The organism is Candidatus Cloacimonas acidaminovorans str. Evry (assembly GCF_000146065.2).
In the GTDB taxonomy this organism is placed as follows: domain Bacteria; phylum Cloacimonadota; class Cloacimonadia; order Cloacimonadales; family Cloacimonadaceae; genus Cloacimonas; species Cloacimonas acidaminivorans.
The window spans coordinates 2,003,521-2,027,719 of sequence record NC_020449.1; the positions used below are offsets into that span (position 1 = coordinate 2,003,521).

Genomic DNA, 24,199 nt, shown 5'->3' on the forward strand with positions numbered 1-24,199 from the left:
AGGTTTATACCATATAAAAGCCCGGAGGGCGACACAATCATAGCGACGGTGGCGTAAGCCCCTCATAAAAGATAAATAGGTCTGTGATGAACAAGATAAAAAAGATTTATGGGATTTTAAAAAACAATATTTGCAAAAAAGCCCGGAGGGCGACACAATGATAGCGATGGTGGCGTAAGCCCCTCGAAAAATGTAAGCCCCGACTTCTTTTTTCTTTTCATCTTCCCATTTTCCAAAAGCCCCAAAGGGCGACACAAGGATAGCGATGGTGGCGTAAGCCCCTCGAAAAATGTAAGCCCCGACTTCTTTTCTTTTTTCTCTTTCCCGCTAAAAGAAAGCCCCAAAGGGCGACACAATCATAGCGATGGTGGCGTAAGCCCCTCGAAAAAAAGATTGAATAACCCTAAGCTCTCTGCCCTCTGCCCTCTGCAAAAAAAGCCCAAAGGGCGACACAATCATAGCTACGGTCTTTTAGTGCCCAGCTATAAAATTAAGTTTTTGCCAGCAAGACCCCCTAATAATATTGTAACACTCAAGTAACAACTCCGTAACGGAACTACGGCAGTGTTACGGAAGTGTTACGGAGTCGTTACTTAATCAACTATATAACAAGCAATTATGCATTTTACGCACTTGTGGACAAAATATCGGGCTAACTTATTAATATTTTGTGAATTGTGTAATTCTAATCCCTTATTCAACCTTGCCTTATCCACTATCTAATTACCAAATTGAACTGTGCTAAAGAAAAACATTGACAATACGCTAAAGTTAAAAATAGGCAAATTATAACTTTAATCACTCCAAATAGCTATAGGAGAAAAGAAATGCATAAACTAACAAAATTGAATACACCAATTTTTTGGGCTGAGGGTCATCCCGGCTCATTAAAGAGAGAAAACTGGCAGATTGAAGTAAGCGGTAGCTGTGAAAAACCAGGCATTTTTACCTGGGAAAATTTATTGGCTTTGCCTCAAAAAGAAGTGAAAGGGCGCTTAACAAGCGTAACAAGATGGTCTGTAGAAGGATTTTGGCAAGGAATTCCCCTCTCGGAAATTTTACAAGCCGTTGCAGTTAAAGAAAATTGTCGCTACATTCGTTTTTGGAGTATCAACAAAATTTACGACACATCTATTCCCATAGAGATTGCCAATAAGGAAAAATCCCTTTTGGCATACAGTTTTGACGGAGAATTACTCACCGAGGATTACGGAGGTCCGATCCGGGCTTTCATTCCTTATCTGTGGGGTTATAAATCCGCAAAAAGCGTTGTAGCGATTGAACTTATGGATTATTATGTTCCCGGTTTCTGGGAAAAAAGAGGTTATACAGACAGTGGTGAAATTGAAGCAGGACCCTGTAGAGACCTTAATGACGGCGGAAAAATAAAATATATTCCTGACGGCGAAGTGCTGAAATTTAACTGATGAAACTCTGGATTACTTATCTAAAAGCCGTTTTGGCAATGCTTTTCTGGTCTGCAACCTTTGTTTGGTTCAAAATTGCTTATAAAACATATTTACCTTATGAGGTAACTTTTCTGCGTTTGTTGCTGGCTACTATTTTGCTTTTCCCCTTTGTCTGGCTTACGGGAAAGCGGGAAAAAGTTCCCAAGAAAGACCTTTTGCATTTGATGCTGGTTTCTTTCTGCGAACCCTTTATGTATTTTATCGGCGAGGCAAACGGAATGAGAATTGTCTCTTCCACTTTGGGCAGTTTAATAATTTCCACTATTCCTATTTTTTCTGCTGTCGGTGCCTGGCTGATTTTGAGGGAAAAATTGCCTTTATTAGTGGTTTTAGGGCTTATTTTATCCACCTCTGGAGTAGCGGTTATGAGTTTAGGCAGTGATGATTTTTCCGCTACTTTTAAAGGTATTCTTTTATTGCTGATTGCAGTTTTTTCCGGGGTTTTTTATGGAATAACGGTGCGAAATTTAACTTTGCGTTACAATCCTTTCACGATTGTTGCCTGGCAGAATTTTTTTGGTATGCTCTATTTTCTGCCCTTGTTTCTTGTGGTTGACGGAAAGCATTTTTTTAGTGTTCAGCATTCCTTGGAAGGACTTGCTACTATTGCCGCAATGTCTATTTTTGCTTCCGTAATTGCTTTTATTCTTTATACAGGGGTTATTCGCGATTTGGGGGTGGCAAAATCCAATATTTTTACCAATCTTATTCCCGTTTTTACAGTTGCTCTGGCTTATATTATTTTAGGTGATAAATTGGGTCTGCCTGGATGGATAGGACTTATTTTAGCCATTATCGGTCTCTTTTTATCACAATATCCCGATTGGCAAAAATACCGGAAACAGGAAAAAACGGAATTGCTGCCCGTTGTTGAAAACGCAGAGACCAATATTTCCGACGAACTTTAGAGCTTTACAGTTAAGAACCATTATGCAGTATATTACTTTTTCCCCTTTTAAAAAGCCATAAATAAAAATCCGCTTAGGTTTAATAAGTATATAATAACGAGTTGCAATCCCCTGAAAAATATATGAGTTTTAGCAAAAAAAGTTCCGTAGAAACTTTTTCTTTCATAGGGGTATTATGTTTCAACCAGATAAATCCTCTCAACTTCCTCAACCTTTTAGGAAAGTGGTTGACGAAGACAGCAACTTTTAGTTTTCTAAACTTTCTTGCTTTTCAAGAGATAAAATATACCGATTAACGCCGGTAAAACATCATGAATGAAAAATAAAGTTAAAGATACCGATACCGCTTGCTCTGCAGTAAAACCTGCTCCAGCCAAAAAATGAATGGCAAAACCCTCTCGCAAACCCAAACCGGAAATGGTAATGGGAATAGTATTGGAAAATTGAGTTAAAGCCATTCGTATCCAACTCTGCCAAAAGTTTATAGGCAAAAAACAATTTAAAATCAACCAATATTGGACAAAACAGAGCAGATTGCTTAACACCTGAACGGATATTATTTTAGGAAATTGAGCAGAATAAGGTGCTTGCAAGGAAGAAAAGTTTTTGCTTCCTCTTAAAATAAGCTTTACCAGAAAAGGCAGAAAAATAAGGATAAGCAGAAGAATTATCCATATCCATAAAGGACTTTGCCGGTAATATAGCATTCCTGCCAGAAGAGCAAAAAACCAGGTTGTCCAGGTCATAAAACTCTTTTCCGCTATTGAACTCCAAAAAGAAGATATCTTGCTGCTATTGGGAACATAAAAAATTTTGGCAAAACTGGCAGTACCTCCCGGAATTGCAAAACGCAAGGTCTGACCAATTAGGTAGGAACTGATAACCTCTTTTTTACCTGCCTTAAATAAAGTATTTATCTGCAAAGAAAAATACCAGTTATGAAATTGCAAAGTATGCCGAATAAAACTTATAACAAGCAGGAGGAGAACTATACCTAACGGCAAGGAAATTATATCTTTTAGGGCACTTACAAAATTTACTTTGCGGAATATCATCCAGAGAATAAAGATACTTAATCCCAGCTTAAGAAAATATAAAATAATCTTGCCTGCTCGGCTTTTTCTAAAATTATTTATACCGCTTAAATCCATAGTTCAATTTTGGAACCGGACAATTGTTTGCTGTAATGTTTCTGCAATCAGATTTCTTGGAGGAGGTGCAATATAGCCATTTTCCATCATTTCCTGACAAAGAGCGCGAGTTGCATTTATTTCTTTTTGCACCTGCTTAAAAACCTCTTCATAAGTAAATTTAAGTCCTGCCAATCCTTCCGTAATTGCCTGCCTGGCTACAGCTGCAGCTTCATAAGCAAAAACATCTTCCTCGTCCATTTGCGGAACAATATTTTCTGGATGGATGCCTCTTTTTTCCGCATATTCAGCTAAAGAATGAGCCGCGGCAATAGCCATTGTATCCGTTATTTTGCTTGCCTGCACGGTTAAAACACCTTTCAGGATACCGGGAAAACCACAGGAATTATTTATTTGATTGGGAAAATCCCCTCTCCCTGTAGCAACAATAAAAGCGCCTGCTTTTTGGGCATTGTAAGGATAAATTTCCGGAACCGGATTCGCACAGGTGAAAACAATGGACTTTTTTGCCATTTTGCTTATCCATTCCTGCTTTATTGTTCCCGGACCTGGAGTAGAAAGCGCAATTAAAACATCCGCATCTTGTAAAGCATTTTCTATACCTTCCAGGCATTTGGGATTGCTGATTTGAGCTAAAGACCACTGCCGAAATTTATCAGGATTGCTTTTCAGGTCTTCTCTCCCGGGATGAAGAGAACCTTTGCTATCAAAAATAATAAGCCGTTCAGGATTTAAGCCACTCTGTAAAAGAAAACCCGCAATAGTAGTATTGGAAGCACCTGCTCCGTAAAGCACACATTTTATGTTATCTATTTCCTTATCTGCCAATTTTAAAGCATTGATAAGTCCGGCTAAAGTTACACAGGCAGTTCCCTGAGCATCATCATGCCAAACAGGAATGGAACAGGTCTCACGCAGCTCATCTAAAACAAGATAACAATTCGGCTGGGAAATATCTTCCAGATTAACCGCTCCTACAGAGGGCTGGAGCATTTTTACAAAATCTATAATCTTCTGTGCCTGGGGCTTGCCATTTTCCGCGCGACTATCAATACATAAAGAAATGGCATCACAAGCACCTAAGTATTTCATTAACATTGCCTTACCTTCCATAACACCTAAGCCGCCGGCAATTCCACAATCGCCATCTCCTAAAACCCGGGTAGAATCACTTACCACAGCTACCAAATTTCTTCTATTCGTCAATTCGTAGGATTTGGCTATATTATCTCTGATGGCTGTTGAAACAGAAGAAACCCCGGGTGTATACCAAACATTAAACCAGTTGAAACCCCAAATTCCTGCCTTAGGTAAGGTTTGCATTTTGCCCTGATAATAGGAATGCATTTTCAGGGAAAGCTGTTTTAAAAAGAAGGTCTGAGCAGAGGACTTTTTTTCCGGTGGAAAGAGAGCAGAAAAAACCTCTGCCAGGTTGGAAAGGTCTGCTGATAATTCTTTCATCTTTTATCCTTTGTGCCAACAAGGTAAAGTGATTGCTTTTGGGAGATGGATTTTTGTCAAGCAGGAATGAAGAATTGATAGAATTGAGAATGAAGAATTGAGCATTGGCTTTTCGGAATAAATGACACCCTCGTCATTTTTTGTTCTCTCTTTAGGCAATAGAAAATTACCAAAAATACCTCCGTGTGAATCCGTTAAATCCGTATTGCTAATTATGGTAATTAATTGTTCCTCTACAAGGGCAACCGATAATAAACTTTTAGTCCCCGGAAATTTGATTTGACAAAATAAAGCCGAAACAGAGTTTGACTTTTTAAGGTAAAAGAAATGCTTGCTTTAAGTTCCTTGGCTGTAAAAAGAGAAAATAAGCAGGAATTTCTGCCGAGCAGAGAAAATAATTCCTGTTTTAGAGACCAAAATATAAACACCTTTGCCACCTTTAAATGGGAAAAAAGGTTTTTCTTTATGCCGAATTCAACATACAAAATATGATAAGAAATAGAGGGGATAACTGATGCAGTCCACAAAAGAAGCCATCCAGGGCTTACTGGAAAAAGAAGAAAAAATACTTCAAATGGGCGGCGAAAAAGCCATTGCCAAACAAAAACAAGGGGGGAAATTAACAGCTCGTGAACGACTTGACCTCCTTTTTGATGAAGGCACTTTTCGGGAACTGGATATGTTCGTTTCCCACCGTTGTGATAATTTCGGAATGGAAAAAATAGAAATTCCTTCCGATGGAGTTATTACAGGTCACGGTTTAGTAGATGGACGTCCCGTTTTTGCTTTCAGTCAGGATTTTACTTCCCGCGGTGGTTCTTTGGGAGAAATGCATGCGGCTAAAATATGCAAAATTATGGATATGGCATTAAAAAGCGGTGTCCCTTTAATTGGTATTCAAGATTCAGGTGGAGCTCGTATTCAGGAAGGCGTAGATGCCTTAAAGGGTTATGGAGATATCTTTTTCCGTAATTCCCGTGCCAGTGGAGTTATACCTCAAATTACAGCGATTATGGGTCCCTGTGCAGGTGGAGCTGTTTATTCTCCTGCAATGACCGATTTCGTTTTTATGGTAAAAAACACCAGCTTTATGTTTATAACAGGTCCTGATGTAATTCGTGCTGTAACAGGTGAAGAAACAACTCAAGAAGATTTGGGTGGTGCAATGGCTCATAACAGTAAAAGCGGAAACGCTCATTTTGCGTGTGAAAACGATGCCGATGCCATTCAGAAAATAAAAGTGCTGCTATCCTATTTGCCTTCCAATAATATGGAAGAACCGCCGCGCATTCAAAATACTGATGATCCTTGGCGTTTATGTCCTGAACTGGATTCTATTATTCCGGATGACCCTAAAATGAGTTATGATATGCGGGATGTGATTCATAGCGTAGTTGACAACGGCATCTTTTTTGAGCCCCATTATTATTACGCTCAAAATGTAATTATCGGTTTTGCACGGTTAAATGGAAGAACAATTGGTATTGTAGCCAGTCAACCTACAATTTTAGCTGGTTGTTTGGATATTGATGCCTCCGATAAAGCAACGCGTTTTGTGCGCTTTTGTGATGCCTTTAATATTCCTCTGGTAACTTTTGTAGATGTGCCAGGTTATCTTCCCGGAACTCATCAGGAATGGAATGGAATTATTCGTCACGGAGCAAAACTTTTATGGTGTTATTCGGAAGCCACTGTTCCCAAATTGACAGTTGTTACCCGCAAAGATTATGGCGGAAGCTATATAGCTATGAGCAGCAGACATTTAGGTGCAGATATGGTTTTTGCCTGGCCTATGGCGGAAATTGCTGTTATGGGTGCTCAAGGTGCTGCCAATATTATTTTCCGGAAAGAAATTGCCGCCGCTGAAGATCAGGAAGCAAAAAGACAGGAAATGATTCAAATTTACGAACAGGAATTTAATAATCCCTATGTAGCAGCTTCACGTGGTTATGTGGATGCCGTTATTGTGCCTGCGGAAACAAGAAAACGCTTAATTGACGCATTGGAAATACTTTGCACCAAAAGTGAAAGTTTGCCTCCCAAAAAGCATGGCAATATCCCGGTTTAAACATTAGGAACGCAAAAAGATGAAAGACAATAAAGAAATTGCTGCCATTGGAGCCGTTATAGCTCTCATTCAAAGTGAAGAAACATATATAACTTATAAGGAACCGGTAAGAGGAATTCCTTCTCAACCCTATACTGCTTATGGCAGAGAACTGACAATGCATTACCGCGATTTAACACAAAGAAGAATAATTAAAAGATGTAGATAAAAGGAGACCATAAATGGATAAACATAGTTGCGTAGAAATGACCGCTATGCATTATGAACTAGACCGTCCCAAAGCGGAAAATCCTGTTAAAGTTCAGGATTTAACTTTTCGGGATGGACATCAGTCACTTTTTGCCACGCGCGGCAGAACTGAAGATATGCTTAATGTGGCAGAACTGATGGATCAAGTTGGCTTTTACTCTATGGAAATTTGGGGTGGAGCAACTTTTGACACTATGCATCGCTACTTGGGAGAAGACCCCTGGGAAAGAATTCGGGTGCTGAAAAAACATCTCACTAAAACACCCCTCTCAATGTTGTTACGAGGACAAAATCTGGTTGGCTATCAAAATTATGCGGATGATGTGGTGGAAGCATTTGTGCAACGCTGTTGTGATAACGGTATTGATATTTTTCGGGTGTTTGATGCCCTAAACGATTTCCGCAATTTTATAACCGCCGTTAAAATCATCAAGAAAAACAACAAGCTCTTTGAGGGTGCTATTTGTTTTTCTTTAACTGAACAACGAATGGGTGGTGATATTTATAATATTGAGTATTATGTTGCTAAAGCCAAACAGCTGGAAGAAATGGGTGCCGATACAATTTGCATTAAAGATATGGCTGGCTTAATTGCTCCTTACGATGCTTACGAACTTATTAAGGCACTGAAGGAAAATGTGAAAGTGCCTGTTCATTTGCATACCCATTTTACTTCTGGAATGGGTGATTTGGCTTTATTTAAGGCAATTGAAGCAGGCGTTGATATTATAGATACTTGTGTAGCTCCTTATGCTTACAGAACTTCCCATCCAGCAATTGAACCACTGGTAATTTCCCTTTTGGGAACCAATCGCGATACCGGTTTTGACATTAAGCTACTAGACAAAATCGGCAAGGAAATGGAGAAAGACATTCCCAAGTATCTGGAATTTGCTGATACTACAAAATTCTCTATAATTGATACCGATGTAATTATTCATCAGACCCCGGGCGGAATGCTTTCCAACCTGGTAAATCAATTACGCCAAATGGATGCTTTGGATAAGCTGGAAGATGTGTTTAAAGAAATCCCCAAAGTGAGAAAAGACCTGGGTCAAATTCCTTTAGTTACTCCCACCAGTCAAATTGTAGGTATTCAGGCAGTTAATAATGCCTTGTTTGATTCTTATGAAGGTGAATATTCCCGGATTACGGAACAGGTGAAAGACCTTTGCTATGGTCTATATGGAAAAACTACTCTTCCTATCAATCCGGAAGTGCAGAAAAAGGCATTAAAAGGTTATCCCAGAGGAGAAACACCAATAACCTGTCGCCCCGGAGATGTTATTCCTCCTGCAATGGAACAAGTCCATAAGGACTGTGAGGGATTAGCTAAAAACATTGATGATGAATTAATCGTTGCCCTCTATAACATTACCGGAAAAAGGTTCTTGAGGATTAAATATGGCTTGGAACCAATGCCGGAAGAAATGAAACCTAAAACCCTAAATGATGTTAAAAAAGAACAAGAACTTATTGCTAAAGCTAAAGCAGGGAAATTGATAGAAAAACCGGAACCGAAAGATAAACCCCAAGACATGCGTCAGTTTGATGTTTTTGTGGATAATACCTACTACCTGGTAGAGGTTTCGGAAAAAGGAGGAACCCCTAAAATAGTTAATTCGCGTCCTGCACCTGTTATTTCCGAAACAATTATAAAACCGGCTAATAATCCCAATCCTCAAGTAAAACCTTCTAATCCGGCTCCGGAACCTAAACCTGCTCCTGTAGTTAATTCCGAAGGCGGTACAAAAATTACCGCTCCGATGCCGGGAATGTTTATCAGATACGAAAAAAAACCTGGTGACCCTGTTAAACAAGGAGAAACTGTCCTTGTTCTGGAAGCAATGAAAATGTATAACAATATTCCTTCACCTGTAGATGGAGTGCTTGTGGAAGCACCTTTTACCGGAGGAGCTAATGTTGCCAAAGGGGATGTGTTAGCATTGATCAAGTGAATGGTGAAAAGTGAACAGTGAAAGGTGAACAGTGAAAAGTGAAACAAGGAGATAATTTGAGTTGCAAACCTGTTTTGGGTAACCGGAGGTCGCTTTTCCTCCGCATTCAATATGATTTTTTGAATGAAGTTTTTCTTGTCATTCCTGCGAAAACAGGAATCCAAGTTAATTTTGAAAATATAATTACATTTCCAAATTAGAATCTGCATTGGAGTGAAAGGAGATAAAAGTGAAACAGGAACTTAGTTTAAGTTGCAATGCAATTTTTACTTATCTGAGGATATTAACCCTCTCCAAAGGCAGGTGTTGTGTATAACTATCGGGATATGCAGGTTTGGAAAGTGAGTATGCAACTATTTGTGGATATTCATAAAAGGACATTGGAATTTCCCAAGTTTGAACAATATGAATTAGCTGCTCATTTAAGAAGAACGGCTCTTTCCATACCTTCCAATATTTCGGAAGGAGCAGGTAGAAAATCCACCCTTGATTTTCTCCGGTTTTTAGATATAGCTAATGGTTCACTATCAGAATTTGAGACCCAACTGGAAGCTGCATTTATGCTTGGCTATTTACCTGAATATAATGATTATCTTAAAAGGATAGCTCATTTGAGAAGTTTAATTTCAGGTTTAGTTCGTTCTTTAACCCAAAAAATTAAATCAGCAGATATAAAGTGAAACCCTCAACCCCTACATATCAGATGAACTTTCATTTACTATTTACACCCCTTGTTTCACCTTTCCACTTTTCCACTTTTTTCCACCTTTCCACTTTTCCACTTTTTTCCACTTTTCCACTTTTTTCCACCTTTCCACTCTTTAAGGAGGTAAAATGCTCGTTAAAAGCCAAATAATGGACAAAGACCAAATGGAGCGTTCTCTGCAGAGGATGGCTCATGAAATTATTGAACAAAACCGCGGTTTGGAAAAAATCCGTCTGGTTGGCATTCGTTCCCGGGGAGTTCCTTTAGCAGAACGTCTTTCCAGTTATTTAAAACTTATATCCAATCAGGAAGTTCCGGTTGGCATTTTGGATATAACTTTATATCGTGATGATCTTTCTACCATTAGTCATCAGCCGGTTATAAAGGGTTCCGCTATTGATTTTGATATTGAGGATGCGGTTGTAGTTCTTGTTGATGATGTTCTTTATACGGGAAGAACGGTTCGTGCTGCTATTGATGCTTTAATGGATTTTGGCAGACCGAAACAGATTCAGCTGGCGGTTTTAATTGATCGGGGTCATCGGGAACTGCCTATTAAAGCTGATTATGTAGGCAAAAATGTCCCTACTTCCAAAGAAGAAATAATTAAGGTCTCACTGGAAGAAACAGATGGCGAAGATAGCGTCAAAATCGTTTTGGTATAAATATCAGGAACGGTATCAGGCAATAAAATCGGTGCTTTGTGTAGGGCTGGATTCCGATTTTTCTCAGCTTCCGGAAGGTGTTAAAAATAGCGAGAATCCTATTTGGGAATTTAATAAAACCATTATTGAAGCAACTTTGGATTATGCTTGTGCCTATAAACCCAATCTGGCATTTTATTTGGCAGATGGAATTCGCGGTTTGGATGCCCTTTATAAGACAGTAGAATTTATCCCGGATAATCTTCCCGTAATTTTAGATTGCAAAATTGGCGATATTGGCAATACTATGAATGCCTATTTATCTGCTTTTTTTGCTGAACTCAAAGTTGATGCCATAACCCTTAATCCTCTTATGGGAAGCGATGTTATGCAACCGGTTCAGGACAGAAATGCTTTTGCTTTTGTTTTGTGTTTAACTTCCAATCCTTCTGCCGCTGATTTTTTGCAAGAAGGTATGGCAGAAAAAATAGCTAACTGGTTACAGGATTATCCCAAAGAGAATTTCGGAGCTGTAATTGGCGCAACGCAAAGGGCAAACATTAAAACAATGCGTAACTTATTAACGGGTCGCATATTGCTTATTCCCGGAATTGGAGCTCAGGGTGGAGACCTAAAAACCGTTTTACAAGAAGCAAAAGATAGTTCTGAAACACCCAATATTCTGGTCAATAGCTCAAGAAGTATTATTTTTGCCTCCAAAGGAAAGGACTTTGCCACTGCTGCAAGGGAAGAAGCAAGAAAATTAACACAAGAAATGAAGAATGCATTAAACAGGGGTAGTAACTAAAAAATAGAACTCAAATAACTGTACTACTTGGATTAGCAGGATTGATGAAATAAGTAATATTACCTCTAAGATACTTTTTAATCCGTAAAATCCATGGCGTTGCTCTATGTTATCTAAGTTGCTTTTTCTTATTTTTCGCTTATTTTTTTTATAGAGCTTAAAACGAGCTTGGTTTACTATTTTATTTACTCTCTTTAAGCAAAGAGGAGGAGAAAGATGAAAAAGATTTTTATCCTTACACTGCTGATTTCCGTAGCATTCTGTTTTGCCTTTCAAGTTGATACCTTTGGACCTACTGCAGACGATTTTTCTTGTGCCAATTTAGACCAGGTGCCGGCAAGTTTTGGAATTCAGATAGCTAATCAGAAAAAACTTTGCCTCTGGGAAAATGGTGTCTGGAATAGTTATTCCTATTTGGGTTTAACTATTAAAGGTACTTATATGCTAAATGCGGACACGATGTTGGTTGCTATGGGAGATAATTCTTACAGCGATGGTATTTATAACTTTGATATTAACACGCATAACTGGCAACTGAATGATTGGTTTATATTACCTAATTTTGTAAAGTATAATCCCCATAACCAATTATATTATGTGGGAGAACGGGATGGTTTGTTTTATTCGGCGAATGGACATAACTGGACCAGGATAACATCCCTCGGTTCAAATAAATGCAATTCTATTGCCTGGTATGATAGCAACATCATAACTAATAATGGTCAGATGGTTTATTATTCCAATAATAACGGACTTAACTGGCAGCAATCATCCATTAGCAATTTAAGTAGTTTCAGGTTTGACAATAATGGCATTTTATATGCTATTATGGATGTAGGAAGTGATTCGGACGGACTTTGGCGTTCTAATGATTTTGGTGCAAATTGGACAAATATCCTCTATACTTCAGCTCTTTCTTGCTTAGGACCAATTTATAATAATAATGTAACCCTTGGTTGGAGAGAAAGTTACGCAGATAGTTGCTTTGTCGGTATGCTGAATTCTTCAGGGGAGGTAACCTTTTTTAATCATCCTCTACTTAATGCACCGGTTAAGCAGATAGATATTTTTCCCTATATCAATACCCCTTCTTTTTATGTTTTGAACTCCGGGGGTTGTTTCTTTGTGACCGGTTTTCTGGTAGGAATTGATGACCCCGTTATTCCTCAAATACCACAAGCAAAAATATCTACCTATCCTAATCCAGCACTATCTTATGCTGATATTTATTTAAGTAAAGTTAGTCCTGAACCCTGCAAATTAACTATTTATAACCTCAAAGGTCAAAAAGTAAGGAATTTGGACCTTGCAGAGACATTGAAAGAGCAAACTTTATCCTGGGATTTGAAAAATAATAACGGTTTTAAAGTATCTGCTGGAATTTATTTTCTCGTGTTGCAGGATTCCAAAGGAAATTGCCTGGCAAAAACGAAGTTGGCGGTAATTAAATAAATACAGGTTTAGAAGGTTGAGAGGGTTGAGAGGGTTTAGATTTCTTAAAAGCTCAACCGTATAAACCTTCTCAACCCTCTCAACCTTATTTTAACCGTTGCTTTTTTCGGAGATAAAGATAGCTCCAAGATTGTCGGGATTATATTGAGCGCAGAGTTTATGGTATAAGGAATCAATTTTTATATACAAAGGGCTATCTTCTTCCAGGATTTGAATTAGTTCTTTTTTACTAATAGCTTTAAGGAGTCCGTCGGTAGTTACTACTATTTTATCTCCCGGATTTAGAGAAGAAACTGCCGAGCTAAAATCAAGCTTTAGGTTCGGATAATCGGTGCCAAAGTAATTGGTAATAGGGCTATTGGGAATATCTTCCCACAGCACATTAAGTTTATTCAGCCGTTGCAGATATTTTTCCCTGTAAAGCCAAATTTCGGAATCGCCTGCATTTACGGTCAGAAATTTGCCTTCCTGATAGATTAAACCGCAAAGAGTTGTAGCGGAATCAAAAAAGTCACCTGGTTGCCGATTCCACAATACCAGCTGATAATTAATTTCCTGCAGGAAGTTATCTATTATTTCCTGCCAGTTTTGTTCGGCTTTCAAGGGCAGATATTTCAGCTGTTCCAAAACAAATTGAGCTGCATTTTCACTGTTTACCAAAGAGCCAATTCCATCTGCCACGAAGCAAAAGAGGGTATCAAGATTCTGCAGATGATTAATTCCCTCTGTCAAAAGGTCTTTATTTACCAGAACTCTATCCTGATTTTTCTTTCCGCTGTTGCCGTCAAAGCAGAAATAGGAAACATCAAACTGCATTTTCCTGAAATCCTTTTTTCTTTTATATTGCTATCATCGTCGTCTCACAAATCTTGACAAGGATTTTTTTCAAAACTTGGAAAACCGAAAAAGCATTTGACAGATAATCACTTTAGGCAAAGAGGGTTTAGTAGATTTAGAGAGATTCCTGCGTGCGCAGGAATGACAAAAAGGATTCCTGCTTACACGAGAAGACAAATGGTTTTTTATTTAAGAAATGGCATAAGGAGAACTAATGCCCGGAATAAATTGCCTGATTAGCGCTCAGGGTATAACTCAGCAGACCCAAAATACCATAGACAATTATCTGCAAAGGTTGGAAGCCATTTTTCCACATCTCCAATTTACCAAGCTTATACCTTGCAGGGAAGTGCTGATATCAATTTCTCAACATCGGGGCTATCGGGTTTATACAGAAAAATACAGGGGTTGGCAAATATTTCACGAGCTACAGGATAATTCTTTTTTAACCCAAGCTTTTCAAGACATTTTAGAGCAGGCGGAAATTTCTCAAAACCCGTTATCCAATATGCAAAATAGGTGGAATTCAGAGCTCAAAGAAATTAACGCCAGTTTTTTCCTGTTTGCCGTAAATCCTGAATTACACAAAATAATTCTTGCTAATGATGCTTTAGCCCGTTTACCGATTTACTATACAAAACAAAAGGAATATTTCCTATTAGGTAGGGATATATCTTTTGTTAAAGCAATCAGCAATCAACTAACCTTGGACCCTTTGTTTCTGGCTTTGTATCTTTCCCTAACTTATGTTCCGGCACGCGGAACTTTTTACCGGGAAATAGACACTTTGGCGGGTGGAACTTTAGGTGTATATGATTGGCTAAATGACGAATTGCAAATAAGTTCACGGCAGGAATTGAGGTTTATAGAGCCCCTCTTTGGCAGGTCGCATAAAAAATGGTTGGCAGAACTTGTAGAAACATTTACAGCTATCTGTGTTTCCTATCGGACAGAGCTTCCAAAAGTTGTATCTTTAAGCGGAGGAATGGATTCGCGTTGTGTGGCGGGAGCGCTTCAAAGCAAAAATATAGATTTTACACCAATTTCCTTTCTGGATGCCAATCAGGATGCGCAAGATGATGTTTTAATCGCTGTTCAGACAGCAGAATTACTGAAAAAGACGCACAGGGTTTTACAGCTATCTCCTTGTGCTCCTGAACATTATGAGAAGTTATTTTCCTTGAAAGCGGGTTTGAACTATTTCTCTGTGGCTATGTTTCTCCAATATTTGGAAATGATTTTAGCTCTATATCCCGAATCCGCTTTGTTTTTAACCGGAGATGGCGGTGACAAAGTTATGCGTTATCTTTTGCCTGATAAGCAATTAACTGACGAAAAACAGTGGCTAAATTACTGGTATAGTCAGAATGCTGTTTTTTCTCCCAAGGCCTCAGCCGAACTATTTGGCATTCAACAGAAGGCGATGGAAGAATATCTCCTTAATCATATATCTACTTATCCGACAAAGGATTATAACTATAAATATGCTTTTGCTCTTTTAGCGGAACGTTCTGCTCGTTGGGCATTTGAAGGGGAAGACCGCAATCGCTATTATTTTCGTTCCGAAACTCCCTTTTTGGACTATCAATTTTTCCGTCTGGCAATGCAGATTCCAATGGAGCAAAAGAAGGATAACCTTTTATATTACAGCTTTTTATCTGCTCTTTCACCTGCCCTGGCAAAATTGAGATACGCTCATCATCAATGGTCACCCGCTAAAATGAGAAATCCTTTCTACCGCTATTTGGTTAATAAAACACGCAACTTCCGCATTCAATATAGACAACCGCAAGGAAAAATCAATTCTCAGCCCAAATTTGCGGAACAAGAATATTTAATAACCCGAATCCTGAAACAGAGTGAAAATCCCCTTTTACAGGATCTTATGCCGGGTGCAAAAAATATTCTCAACTTGCCAGCCCTGCAAAAATTAAGCTCTAATCAACTGGGAACTCTATACACTTGCGTATCTGTCATCACCGGAATAGTTTAGTTATCTCTTCCTTAATAGCATTACTTACCCATTGCTTACCCATTACGGATGGGATTAGTAATGGGTGAGCAATGCTTAAGCAATGCATTCGGGGAAAAGAACATCCGTGTCCTTTTCTGTTTATTCCTTTTTTTGGCAGTGAGAATTCGTGACGACATTAGGGAAAAGATGGAAAAGTGAAATATAGGAATAAAATTGAGGTTATAACCTGAAATTATAAAATCTTATCTGTGTTATCCGGGAAATCTGTGAGAGAAAAAATAAAAAAATCCGTTAACTACTTGTTGCTGATATAAAATCGTCACGAGTCATATTGCACCTTAAAAGATATTGTAAAGAACAAAGTTATTAAGGCGCAAATGACTCCTGACTTTTCCCGAAGGTTGACTTACCGGTCAACCACCTCTCATGCTTTATTTCGTTGCCGAAATAAGCGTGGTCACAAAAAGACAAGGTTGCCAGAGAACGCTGAGGACATCGTCCTTCCACTTACGGATACAGCAATTGACAGGGCTCAGAGACCCTTATCCAATATGCTTTCCCCGGTTCTAAAACACTTAAAGTTCCCCCTGAAACAGGATTCCAAACAGAGGATAAATAACGCACTTCCTGTGTTTTAGTTAAAATAGAGGCAATGGCACTGGCAACAGGCAAGGAATTATCCGGCAAATAAGGAATTAAATTCCAACCACTATTTAAGGCAATAGGATAGTTTGAGGTATTCAGTAACTGACCTTGAATACTGAGATTTTGAGCAGAAGAATTATTCACCCAATAACCCTTGGCACTTTGTAGCGATGAAAGTGTATTAAAATAAGAAGGCATTGAGGGTGCATAACTTTTTGCCGTATCCTTAATCTGCAGAAGGTTACTGCCAAAAACAGAGCTGAAATTATTCGTTCCCAAATCCACATTGAAACTGAGCATATTCCATCCCGGACTAAGAGTAATCTGTTGATAGTGAGGAAGTTCACCCATAGTTACGGAAATGGAAGTGGCAGTATTGGCATTAACAACCACCCCACTAATGGTCTTATCGGGAAAGCCACTGGCAGAAATAGTCAAATTATAGGTTCCAGGGCTTAAATACCGGTAAAAATCACCCTTTGCGGGATCGGTAATCACTGTGGAATAGCTGTTATCATATCCGTTTACAGTAATCGTAGCGGATAAAGGATTTCCGTAAGGGTCTTGCACAATTCCGTGAATTCCATACATTGCCTGTTCCAGATAGGAAATCATTGCTTCATAGTTATAATTCCAATACCCAGGCAAAGTTGACGCAGAAGGCATTTTAGTGTTGGATATTTCTATAGTAACTTCCCGGCAGTGAGCAGAATAATTCATCCAGTCCTGTCTGCCACCCGTAATAATATACCAGTCAGCTCCATTGGTTATACCATTGGAAGAAACACTGGTAAAATAACCGGAAGGTCCATTGGCAATAGCATTATTGGCATAAACAAAAGAAGTAGAAATATACCAGTTCTCATCCGGATGAGCTGTATAAGTATAATCCCAGGGATAATTTACAACCTCTGCCCCACCATGAAAATTAACGCTGTAAACAAAGTGATGATTATTTGCCAGATTCATCATCAGGGTTGTTTCCTGCTGTAAGGGTTGTCCACTATATTGATTGCCGTTTGGATCGGGAAAATTGCGGTTTAAATCATATCCGTTGTAGTTATATCTCCGGGCTCCGGAAACAGAGTTATTGCCTCCATAATAAGTTCCATCGGGATTGGTATTGGGACAAATCCAAATTTCCAGATTATTAATTAGGTTGGTTAAACGCTGATCGGTTCCATAACTGCTTAAAAGAGTATCTATTAACCGTAGCATTAAAACAAAGCCCGTGGTCTCATCTCCATGAATTGTTGAGGTATACATAACTTCCGGTTCCGCTTCCGCTATATTAACATTATCAGAAATTTTGGCAAACAGCAAACTGCGTCCGTTTACCGTAGTTCCGGCATTTACAATTTGGCATAAATTGGGATAATTAGCGGCAAAGGAATTCATAGTGTTTACATAACTATTATAAGTAGGATAACTATCCCATAACTTTGTCTGTTTCACATCGGAACTCATTACCGGTTCAATTAGAGATGCAGGAGAGGGCAGGAGTTGGGTTTTTAAGCCCAACTCCCTGAATTTACTGTATTCTTCATCATTGGCATAAGCATAAACCCAATTACCGCGAACATTATCAATAGAAATTATGTTACTTATTTCCGGCAGAGTTGTCTTATCTGCCAATTCAAAACGGAAGTAATACTGATTCCACTCTTTGGCAAAAAGGGAAAATGCCAAAAGCAGAAGCAGAGCAACAAGAATGGTTTTTCTCATTTATTTGCCTTTACTGATGCCAATTTGCTCCGCTACAACCTTGAAGAAACATTTTTGCTGAGTAGTGGGAATTTCCCAATATAAATTTGCCGTTGTGTGCACCAGCTGATAAGTTCCGTAGGGTTCACTGCAGGAATAAATACGATAGTTATTGGCATTGGGAACTGCATTCCAAGTAAGACGATAGGTATTTTGATAGCTTACAAGGTTAACCTGTGGAGGTGTAAGAACAATATTGAAAGTGCCATTTAAGACAACAGGATTTTCAGCAGAACCATACACATTTCCTGTTTGCATAGTAAGGGTCTCCTGCACAGGATAAACAGTATCATTAGCATAAGAATAAATCTTGAATTGAACCAGTTCACCATCGGAAGCAAGATTTACTAAGATGGTAGAATAGGCAGTAGCTCTATCAATTAACACAATTTCTCCTGTGCCTCTACATTCATTATTCACAAAAGCACCCACCAAATCATTCAGCTGAGCCGGAATGCCTTCAATAGACACTTGGGCATATACCGTAGCAGGATTATTGGGATAAACAATAGGTTGCCAATCAGGAACATTAACAGGATTAACTATTACTATTACATTATCGTAAGCAGTTAGTTCACCATCGCTAACACCAAAAGTAATATTTTCACTTCCTACCCAGTTTAAATCCGCAGTAAAAGTTACTTGAGTTCCGTTAATAGCAATATGAATATGATTATTTCCACTCACAGATAGGGTTAAGGGATCATTATCGGCATCACTGATGTAGGAAGCAAAAGCCACTGTTAGAGAACCGTTTTTAGCAAAACTGAAGCTCTCCGGCAGAGTTATTCGCGGGGAATGATTGCCAGAAGAAACATCCATTGTTACCGGCAGGGTTGTTATAGGATGAACAGGATCGTTGCTTTGAATAGTTAAAACTGCATTATAAATACCTTCTGCCATTCCGACAGCAGAAAAATGACCGCTAATAGTTTGATTTCCACCGGCAGGAATATTTCCGCTATTGGGAGTTACACTAAACCATTCCACCGGAGGAAGAGAACAGGCAAGCGAAATTTCTCCGCTTACAGTATGCGGTTCTGCATTATATTCATCACCATTAATTGTATAAGGTAGAACAATTGTAGTAACCAATCCGGTACCGATAGTTACATTTACTGTAGCGGTAGCAGATTCTGAACCGTAAATAACTCCCCATCCACTTGAACCGGTTCCAAACCAACTAATGGTAATACCTGTTCCGGTTGTTAGATCAGGAATTAAATCTCCTCCACTACCACCGACAAAATTAGTAGCACTATTTACAGTTACTCCCGCAGGGAAAGTAACTATAACTTCTTTCAGCCATTCAGTATCAGTGCTGGCATTAGTTACAGTGAAAGTCCAGTCAACCGTTGTGCCGGAAGTATACTCATCTGCATTCAAAGTTAAAGTAGAGCCGGCAATACTTTTACTGCCGGTTGTTTTGGCTGGAATAATGACTTCATTTCTGCCAGTAGGTTCACTAACTACCATAGTATAAGTTAAGGATTGTGAACCGGTATTACTGATAGTGAAAGTTTGAGTGCTTTCCGCTCCGGTAATTAAAGTAGCAGATAAAGTATTGGTATTTACAGATATAGTGGGAGGAATAAAACCGCTACCTGTAACCGGAAGAGATAAATTGGCTTGGGTCTGACTGTTGCTGCTAATAGTAACATTGCCATTATAGCTGATTGCAGAGACAGGTGAAAAGCTTAAAATATAGGTCTTGCTCTGTCCTGCAGGAATGGAAAAGCTAAGAGTATTACGCATTTCTTTTACTGCAGCGGTAACGGAATAACCGGTGGGAGTAATTATAGAACCGGTAAGAGTAGAACCGCCGGTATTTATAATCGTGAAGTTCTGAGTGGAAGTTGTTCCCACCGCTACCGAACCAAACGAAAAAGAAGTCGGATTTACAGATATTTGTGGGTTACCGGAGACAGCAGTTAAGATCAATTTTACATTAGGTTTATAAACAGAGGTTGAACCGCTGCTAAACACATTGGTTTGATCAGCATAATCATTACGCGTAAATCTATAACCATTTGCCATAGAAGTATATTGCACTGTTCCAGTTGAACTGTAACTTCCTATCAAACCAAAGGCAGTATCAATTAAAAGGTTATCTGTTCCGTTCCACAGAAAAGGAGTGCTTAAAGTAAGCATATTGTAACCGGTTGTTGAAATAGTATAGTTGGCGTTGGTATAAACCGTAATTAAGTCAGTATTATCAATCCAACTGCTAACATCTGTGGCTGGGGTATGTTTCATTCTCACTACAAAATTGGGCATTGTTTTATTAGGCACGCCAGTTACATTAAATCCTACCTGAGAGATATAAACAGGACCAACTACCCCGGCAGCATTCAATTCGGCTTTCGTATACACTGATTGACCATGCAAGCTTTGGTAATATACATTTATAGGAGATGCTTCCGTTGTTCCTGTGCTGGCAGTTCCACTTCCGATAATAGCACCCGTCTCAAAAACATTGAAAGGTGTAGCTGTAACTGTTGCAGTAGGGTTTGATTCCCCTGTGGCATAAACAGCTTTCAGATAATAGCTGTAAGTTGTGCCATTAACAACAGCGTTATCCGTATAGGTTAGACCTGGAACTGTAGTGAGCAGTGCTGAATTTTTATATATTTTATAACCGGTTGGTTGACCTGACACAGGTGCCTGCCAGCTAAGAATAACACTTCCATTTCTCGGAGCAGCGGTTAAATTCTGAGGAGGGTATAAAAAACCTGGAGTGGGGAATATTTTAATTTGGAGGTTAGGCAAACTGGTAGAAACGGTCAAACTGGTTGGGGCGGCAGAATCACTATGATTACAACGAACCCGGGTTGTAGGTGTGGTAGTATAAGTCCAGTTAGGATAGTCGGAAGTATATGCCTGGTTACCTTTTACAATCAAAATTGCCAGATTGGAGCCATTACAGGTAAATTGAGGACTTAAATCAACAGACATCCATCCGCTGGTAGCATCATTTGTAAAACTGCCACTATAAACCTGGGTGTATCCTGTAGTAGCATATGTTCCATCGCTTAAAGAGGTTTCAGTAGTATTTTTCATATAGATAGTTACCGAATCAATAGGGCTTACATCATTACCACTGGCTTTATAAAAACCAATGGACTTGATGGTACCGGCATATTGAAGTTCGGAAGCCAGATAAATTGCCTCAAAAGCTGAATAATTATAGTATCTATCTAAAGGATAGCTCTGGGTAGATGTTCCGGTACCAATAGTAACAACAGTGGGAGCTCCAATTTCCAAATTTTGGGTTTTAGCTGCTGTATAAGCACCAGCTGTAGCATTAAAATTAAGTGCTGCTAAAGTTCCCTGACTGACAGAAGAGGCAGCAGTAATGGTAAAATTAAGATTAGCACTGCTTCCGGCAGTAATAGCTGTGAAAGATGCAGAGCCATTATTGATAGTTATTCCTGTTGTAGTGCAGGTTAAAGTTGCTGCACCAGCTGGAGAATTAGCTCCTCCTGAATTGTTTAAGGGAATGCTTAAGGTTGCTGTTTCTCCTGGATCAAGTTTACCATTATTGTTTCCGGTTGGATCGCTAATAGTTATATCACCGAAAGCCAGAGCAGGGGCATATAATGTTTGAGTAAAATTATATTCCCAGGTATAAGTTCCGGAAGTAATAGTGATTTTGAAGTTTGCCTGCAACTGATTAGTAATATTATTAGCTACATTAAAGCGGAAAGCATTGGTTTTTGTTAAAGTTCCACCAGCAGCAATAGCTGAAAGAGCTTCTGTGCCATCAGTTATTGTTATTCCAGTAGTTGAACAGGTTAAAGTAGCGGTTGCACTACTGGAGGCAACCTGACCAAGATTTTTGAAAGTGACACTATAGTAACCGGTTTCATTGTATTCAGGAATATTGTTATTACTGTCACTATAAGTGCAACTGTCAACACTAATATAAGGGGTGTCACCAGCATTTACAGTAATATTTTCTATTCTGGTAATCTTGTTTTGAGCGGTTATCACCAAAGTAGCTGTTCCTGCAGTTGTAATAGGATTTATGGTTAAAGTTAAAGTTCCGCTGGCTGGAACTATGTCTGAACCATACAGAACTCCATCTTTGGAAAGAGCAACCCGGGAATAGGGTGTGGCAGTTACAGTTATAGAGGTAGCACCGATTATAATAGAGGCAGGAAAAGTGGCAGTATTGGTTGTCGGAACACCATAATAAGGCATCAAAGAAGGATCACCCATTATGGAGTAAATTTCCCAATAATAATTGCTGAGAGAACTGCCTGCCTGAACTACAGCGCTATTACCCATCATAACTGCTTCGCCAACTGTAGTTGCCCAATTGGTAAATGCTTCGCTATGAGTATGAAACATAGCATCGTAAGCACCTAATTTTGAAGCATCATAAGCAGGAGCACTTCCATTGGCTGTTCCTTTTGAGCCCACTGCCCACCAGTAGTCCTCATCCCAGTAAGTAGAATTTGTTCCGCCAATATAAGTAACGGCACCCTTGTTATTAGCTCTAAGAAATGCTTCTCCGAAACAAACACCTGTATCAAAAGCATTGGTTAAGCAACAATTACCTACTACTACGGAATATTTGTTGGTGTTGTTAAGTCCGTTTATATCACTTATAGTAAATGTAGGATCAGCCCAGCTGGTTTGACTTCCGTGGGCTGTATAATTAATATAACCCCTTCCTTCTGAGGCATTTGCTATAATTTGAGCATTACTGGAGCCGGAGGCAGGATAAAGATAAGTATTGGAAGTGATATTATGAGCGCTATTAAAATATTGAGTAGTGCCATAATTTATGGCTCCATTGCCATGTGTAGGTCCATAAGTTGCATCGGCACCGGCAATTAAAACAGTTTTGCCTAAATAGCTCAAGTCCGGCATAGTGGTCTTTTCAAAAGTTATGGTTTTATTGATTACATTAGTCAATTCCGTAGCGCTGGCAACGGAAAAACGACCAAAGTAAAGTTCCGGCAGATAATCAGTTCCATTTAACTGCACATAAGTAAGATCCGTAATGTGAGAACTACTCGTGCCCCCTGTATTGGCAATAATATTATCTCCGCTGGTGGAAGTATCACCTACAATTAATAAATAGGTAGGAGCCGGATCGCTTGCCGTGGCACTATTCCATAATGTCTGCATATAATTTTTAATAGCAGTGGTATTATTAGCTACAGTTCCACCAGTTCCAACCGTAGTAACAATCACTTTATAGCCCTGTTGTGTTTTCCAGTTTACAAAGGTCTGCATTGTACTAACATAATTAGGAGGACATAAAATCACCATTTTTGTCGGATAGCGATTAACATTCAGGCGTTCATCTTTCTGCCAGTTCAGCAAAATTTTGCCGTATAAGGAATCAAATTCATAAGAAGCAGTGCGGGCTAATAAATCCTGAGTAGCCGAAAAATCTGCATTTATGAATTTTACTTGCACATTCAATTCCGTGTTTATTTTCAGTTCTCCGCTTACAGGATTATAACGCATTGGTTCATAATCAATACGGAAGATTCTTACTCCACGCAGAAAACCAATTTCTGCTACGGAGAAAAGTTCTCCGCTATAAAATTCGTTTTTACTGTAAATATCCGTTTTCAATTCAAAGGAAATTAAAGCCGGGTCTTGCGATTTGGAAACAGAGGGCTGAGCAGGATAAATACGATTGGTAATAAGTGTTTCTGATTTTTGCAGAGTTATTTCAGTGTTGCGACCAAAGGAAAACTCCACTTTTGCCCCTACAGGAACGGCAATTAATTTACTGTAAACGGGTAGCTGGGGTTCACCAATCCGTTGAGAAAAACCAAAACCATCCATATTAATGCGGGTAAATTTTCCGGAAGGCGTTTCAACTTCTTCCAGAAAATATTCCTGATTCCGAAATTGTAACTCAAAGCCCTCAGCATTGTTGTTTAACAACTGGGCTTTGTTTCCACTATTACTAAAAATTACTTTCTGATTTGCGTCTGCAAAACAGAGGGAAGCTATTGCTAACAATACCAAAAGTGTTATTAGCTTGAAAGCAAACTTTTCGGACATATTTTCTCCTTTTTAGGTAGCAAGGTGAGCATTCTCCACAATATTAATAACCTTATAGACCTCATCCTTAC

15 protein-coding genes are annotated in these 24,199 nt (G+C 39.0%); 10 read left to right on the plus strand and 5 right to left on the minus strand.

The window, feature by feature from the left end; all coding sequences use genetic code 11:
* Window positions 1-827: 827 nt before the first annotated feature.
* Window positions 828-1,427: a molybdopterin-dependent oxidoreductase gene (locus tag CLOAM_RS08055; RefSeq protein WP_015425405.1), complete on the plus strand. Its 600-nt coding sequence runs from the start codon at window positions 828-830 to the stop codon at window positions 1,425-1,427.
* Window positions 1,427-2,377 carry a DMT family transporter gene (locus CLOAM_RS08060; RefSeq protein WP_015425406.1) on the plus strand — a complete coding sequence of 317 codons (951 nt, stop codon included), beginning with the start codon at window positions 1,427-1,429 and terminating at the stop codon, window positions 2,375-2,377. Before CLOAM_RS08055 ends, CLOAM_RS08060 begins: the two co-directional genes overlap by 1 nt.
* A 254-nt stretch (window positions 2,378-2,631) precedes the next feature.
* Here CLOAM_RS08060 and CLOAM_RS08065 read toward each other — a convergent pair whose 3' ends face one another.
* Window positions 2,632-3,528, minus strand: coding sequence for a lysylphosphatidylglycerol synthase domain-containing protein (locus tag CLOAM_RS08065; RefSeq protein ID WP_044279100.1), 897 nt, complete (start codon window positions 3,526-3,528; stop codon window positions 2,632-2,634).
* Between the two features lie 3 nt (window positions 3,529-3,531).
* On the minus strand, window positions 3,532-4,989 hold the full coding sequence (locus tag CLOAM_RS08070; protein ID WP_015425408.1) for an NAD(P)-dependent malic enzyme: 1,458 nt from the start codon (window positions 4,987-4,989) through the stop codon (window positions 3,532-3,534).
* A 514-nt stretch (window positions 4,990-5,503) separates the two neighbouring features.
* Between CLOAM_RS08070 and CLOAM_RS08075 the strand changes: the two genes are divergently transcribed.
* From CLOAM_RS08075 to CLOAM_RS08105, 7 genes are all read left to right on the plus strand, one after another.
* Complete coding sequence (locus CLOAM_RS08075) at window positions 5,504-7,057, plus strand: acyl-CoA carboxylase subunit beta (protein ID WP_015425409.1); 1,554 nt, start codon at window positions 5,504-5,506, stop codon at window positions 7,055-7,057.
* A 19-nt stretch (window positions 7,058-7,076) separates the two neighbouring features.
* Complete coding sequence (locus tag CLOAM_RS08080) at window positions 7,077-7,265, plus strand: hypothetical protein (RefSeq protein WP_015425410.1); 189 nt, start codon at window positions 7,077-7,079, stop codon at window positions 7,263-7,265.
* A 13-nt stretch (window positions 7,266-7,278) separates the two neighbouring features.
* Complete coding sequence (locus CLOAM_RS08085; RefSeq protein ID WP_015425411.1) at window positions 7,279-9,264, plus strand: pyruvate carboxylase subunit B; 1,986 nt, start codon at window positions 7,279-7,281, stop codon at window positions 9,262-9,264.
* 308 nt (window positions 9,265-9,572) lie between these two features.
* Complete coding sequence (locus CLOAM_RS08090; RefSeq protein WP_015425412.1) at window positions 9,573-9,944, plus strand: four helix bundle protein; 372 nt, start codon at window positions 9,573-9,575, stop codon at window positions 9,942-9,944.
* 154 nt (window positions 9,945-10,098) lie between these two features.
* The gene (pyrR, locus tag CLOAM_RS08095; protein WP_015425413.1) at window positions 10,099-10,635 is read left to right on the plus strand and encodes a bifunctional pyr operon transcriptional regulator/uracil phosphoribosyltransferase PyrR; all 537 of its coding nucleotides are present in this window, start codon (window positions 10,099-10,101) and stop codon (window positions 10,633-10,635) included.
* Window positions 10,601-11,422, plus strand: a complete 822-nt coding sequence (gene pyrF / locus CLOAM_RS08100) for an orotidine-5'-phosphate decarboxylase (RefSeq protein WP_015425414.1) — start codon at window positions 10,601-10,603, stop codon at window positions 11,420-11,422. The genes pyrR and pyrF overlap by 35 nt, the downstream gene beginning before the upstream one ends.
* 216 nt (window positions 11,423-11,638) lie before the next feature.
* The gene (locus CLOAM_RS08105) at window positions 11,639-12,874 is read left to right on the plus strand and encodes a T9SS type A sorting domain-containing protein (protein ID WP_015425415.1); all 1,236 of its coding nucleotides are present in this window, start codon (window positions 11,639-11,641) and stop codon (window positions 12,872-12,874) included.
* A gap of 90 nt (window positions 12,875-12,964) precedes the next feature.
* On the opposite strand, the gene CLOAM_RS08110 is transcribed toward CLOAM_RS08105, so the two are convergent.
* Window positions 12,965-13,690 carry a PP2C family protein-serine/threonine phosphatase gene (locus CLOAM_RS08110; protein WP_015425416.1) on the minus strand — a complete coding sequence of 242 codons (726 nt, stop codon included), beginning with the start codon at window positions 13,688-13,690 and terminating at the stop codon, window positions 12,965-12,967.
* Window positions 13,691-13,925: 235 nt separating this feature from the next.
* Here CLOAM_RS08110 and CLOAM_RS08115 point away from each other — a divergent pair, with 235 nt between their 5' ends.
* A complete protein-coding gene (locus CLOAM_RS08115; RefSeq protein WP_015425417.1) occupies window positions 13,926-15,704 on the plus strand; it encodes an asparagine synthase-related protein in 1,779 nt (592 codons plus the stop codon).
* Between the two features lie 489 nt (window positions 15,705-16,193).
* On the opposite strand, the gene CLOAM_RS08120 is transcribed toward CLOAM_RS08115, so the two are convergent.
* Entirely contained in the window at window positions 16,194-18,056 is a 1,863-nt protein-coding gene (locus CLOAM_RS08120) for a M14 family zinc carboxypeptidase (protein ID WP_015425418.1), read from the minus strand.
* Window positions 18,057-24,128: a C25 family cysteine peptidase gene (locus CLOAM_RS08125; RefSeq protein WP_015425419.1), complete on the minus strand. Its 6,072-nt coding sequence runs from the start codon at window positions 24,126-24,128 to the stop codon at window positions 18,057-18,059.
* Window positions 24,129-24,199: the final 71 nt, after the last annotated feature.

Bases quoted from the DNA above. Each gene is read 5' to 3' on its own strand.
- CLOAM_RS08080 (WP_015425410.1), top strand. From the start codon at position 7,077: ATGAAAGACAATAAAGAAATTGCTGCCATTGGAGCCGTTATAGCTCTC.
- CLOAM_RS08120 (WP_015425418.1), bottom strand. From the start codon at position 18,056: ATGAGAAAAACCATTCTTGTTGCTCTGCTTCTGCTTTTGGCATTTTCC.
- CLOAM_RS08125 (WP_015425419.1), bottom strand. From the start codon at position 24,128: ATGTCCGAAAAGTTTGCTTTCAAGCTAATAACACTTTTGGTATTGTTA.
- CLOAM_RS08110 (WP_015425416.1), bottom strand. From the start codon at position 13,690: ATGCAGTTTGATGTTTCCTATTTCTGCTTTGACGGCAACAGCGGAAAG.
- pyrR (WP_015425413.1), top strand. From the start codon at position 10,099: ATGCTCGTTAAAAGCCAAATAATGGACAAAGACCAAATGGAGCGTTCT.
- CLOAM_RS08055 (WP_015425405.1), top strand. From the start codon at position 828: ATGCATAAACTAACAAAATTGAATACACCAATTTTTTGGGCTGAGGGT.
- CLOAM_RS08085 (WP_015425411.1), top strand. From the start codon at position 7,279: ATGGATAAACATAGTTGCGTAGAAATGACCGCTATGCATTATGAACTA.
- pyrF (WP_015425414.1), top strand. From the start codon at position 10,601: ATGGCGAAGATAGCGTCAAAATCGTTTTGGTATAAATATCAGGAACGG.
- CLOAM_RS08115 (WP_015425417.1), top strand. From the start codon at position 13,926: ATGCCCGGAATAAATTGCCTGATTAGCGCTCAGGGTATAACTCAGCAG.
- CLOAM_RS08105 (WP_015425415.1), top strand. From the start codon at position 11,639: ATGAAAAAGATTTTTATCCTTACACTGCTGATTTCCGTAGCATTCTGT.
- CLOAM_RS08070 (WP_015425408.1), bottom strand. From the start codon at position 4,989: ATGAAAGAATTATCAGCAGACCTTTCCAACCTGGCAGAGGTTTTTTCT.
- CLOAM_RS08060 (WP_015425406.1), top strand. From the start codon at position 1,427: ATGAAACTCTGGATTACTTATCTAAAAGCCGTTTTGGCAATGCTTTTC.
- CLOAM_RS08075 (WP_015425409.1), top strand. From the start codon at position 5,504: ATGCAGTCCACAAAAGAAGCCATCCAGGGCTTACTGGAAAAAGAAGAA.
- CLOAM_RS08065 (WP_044279100.1), bottom strand. From the start codon at position 3,528: ATGGATTTAAGCGGTATAAATAATTTTAGAAAAAGCCGAGCAGGCAAG.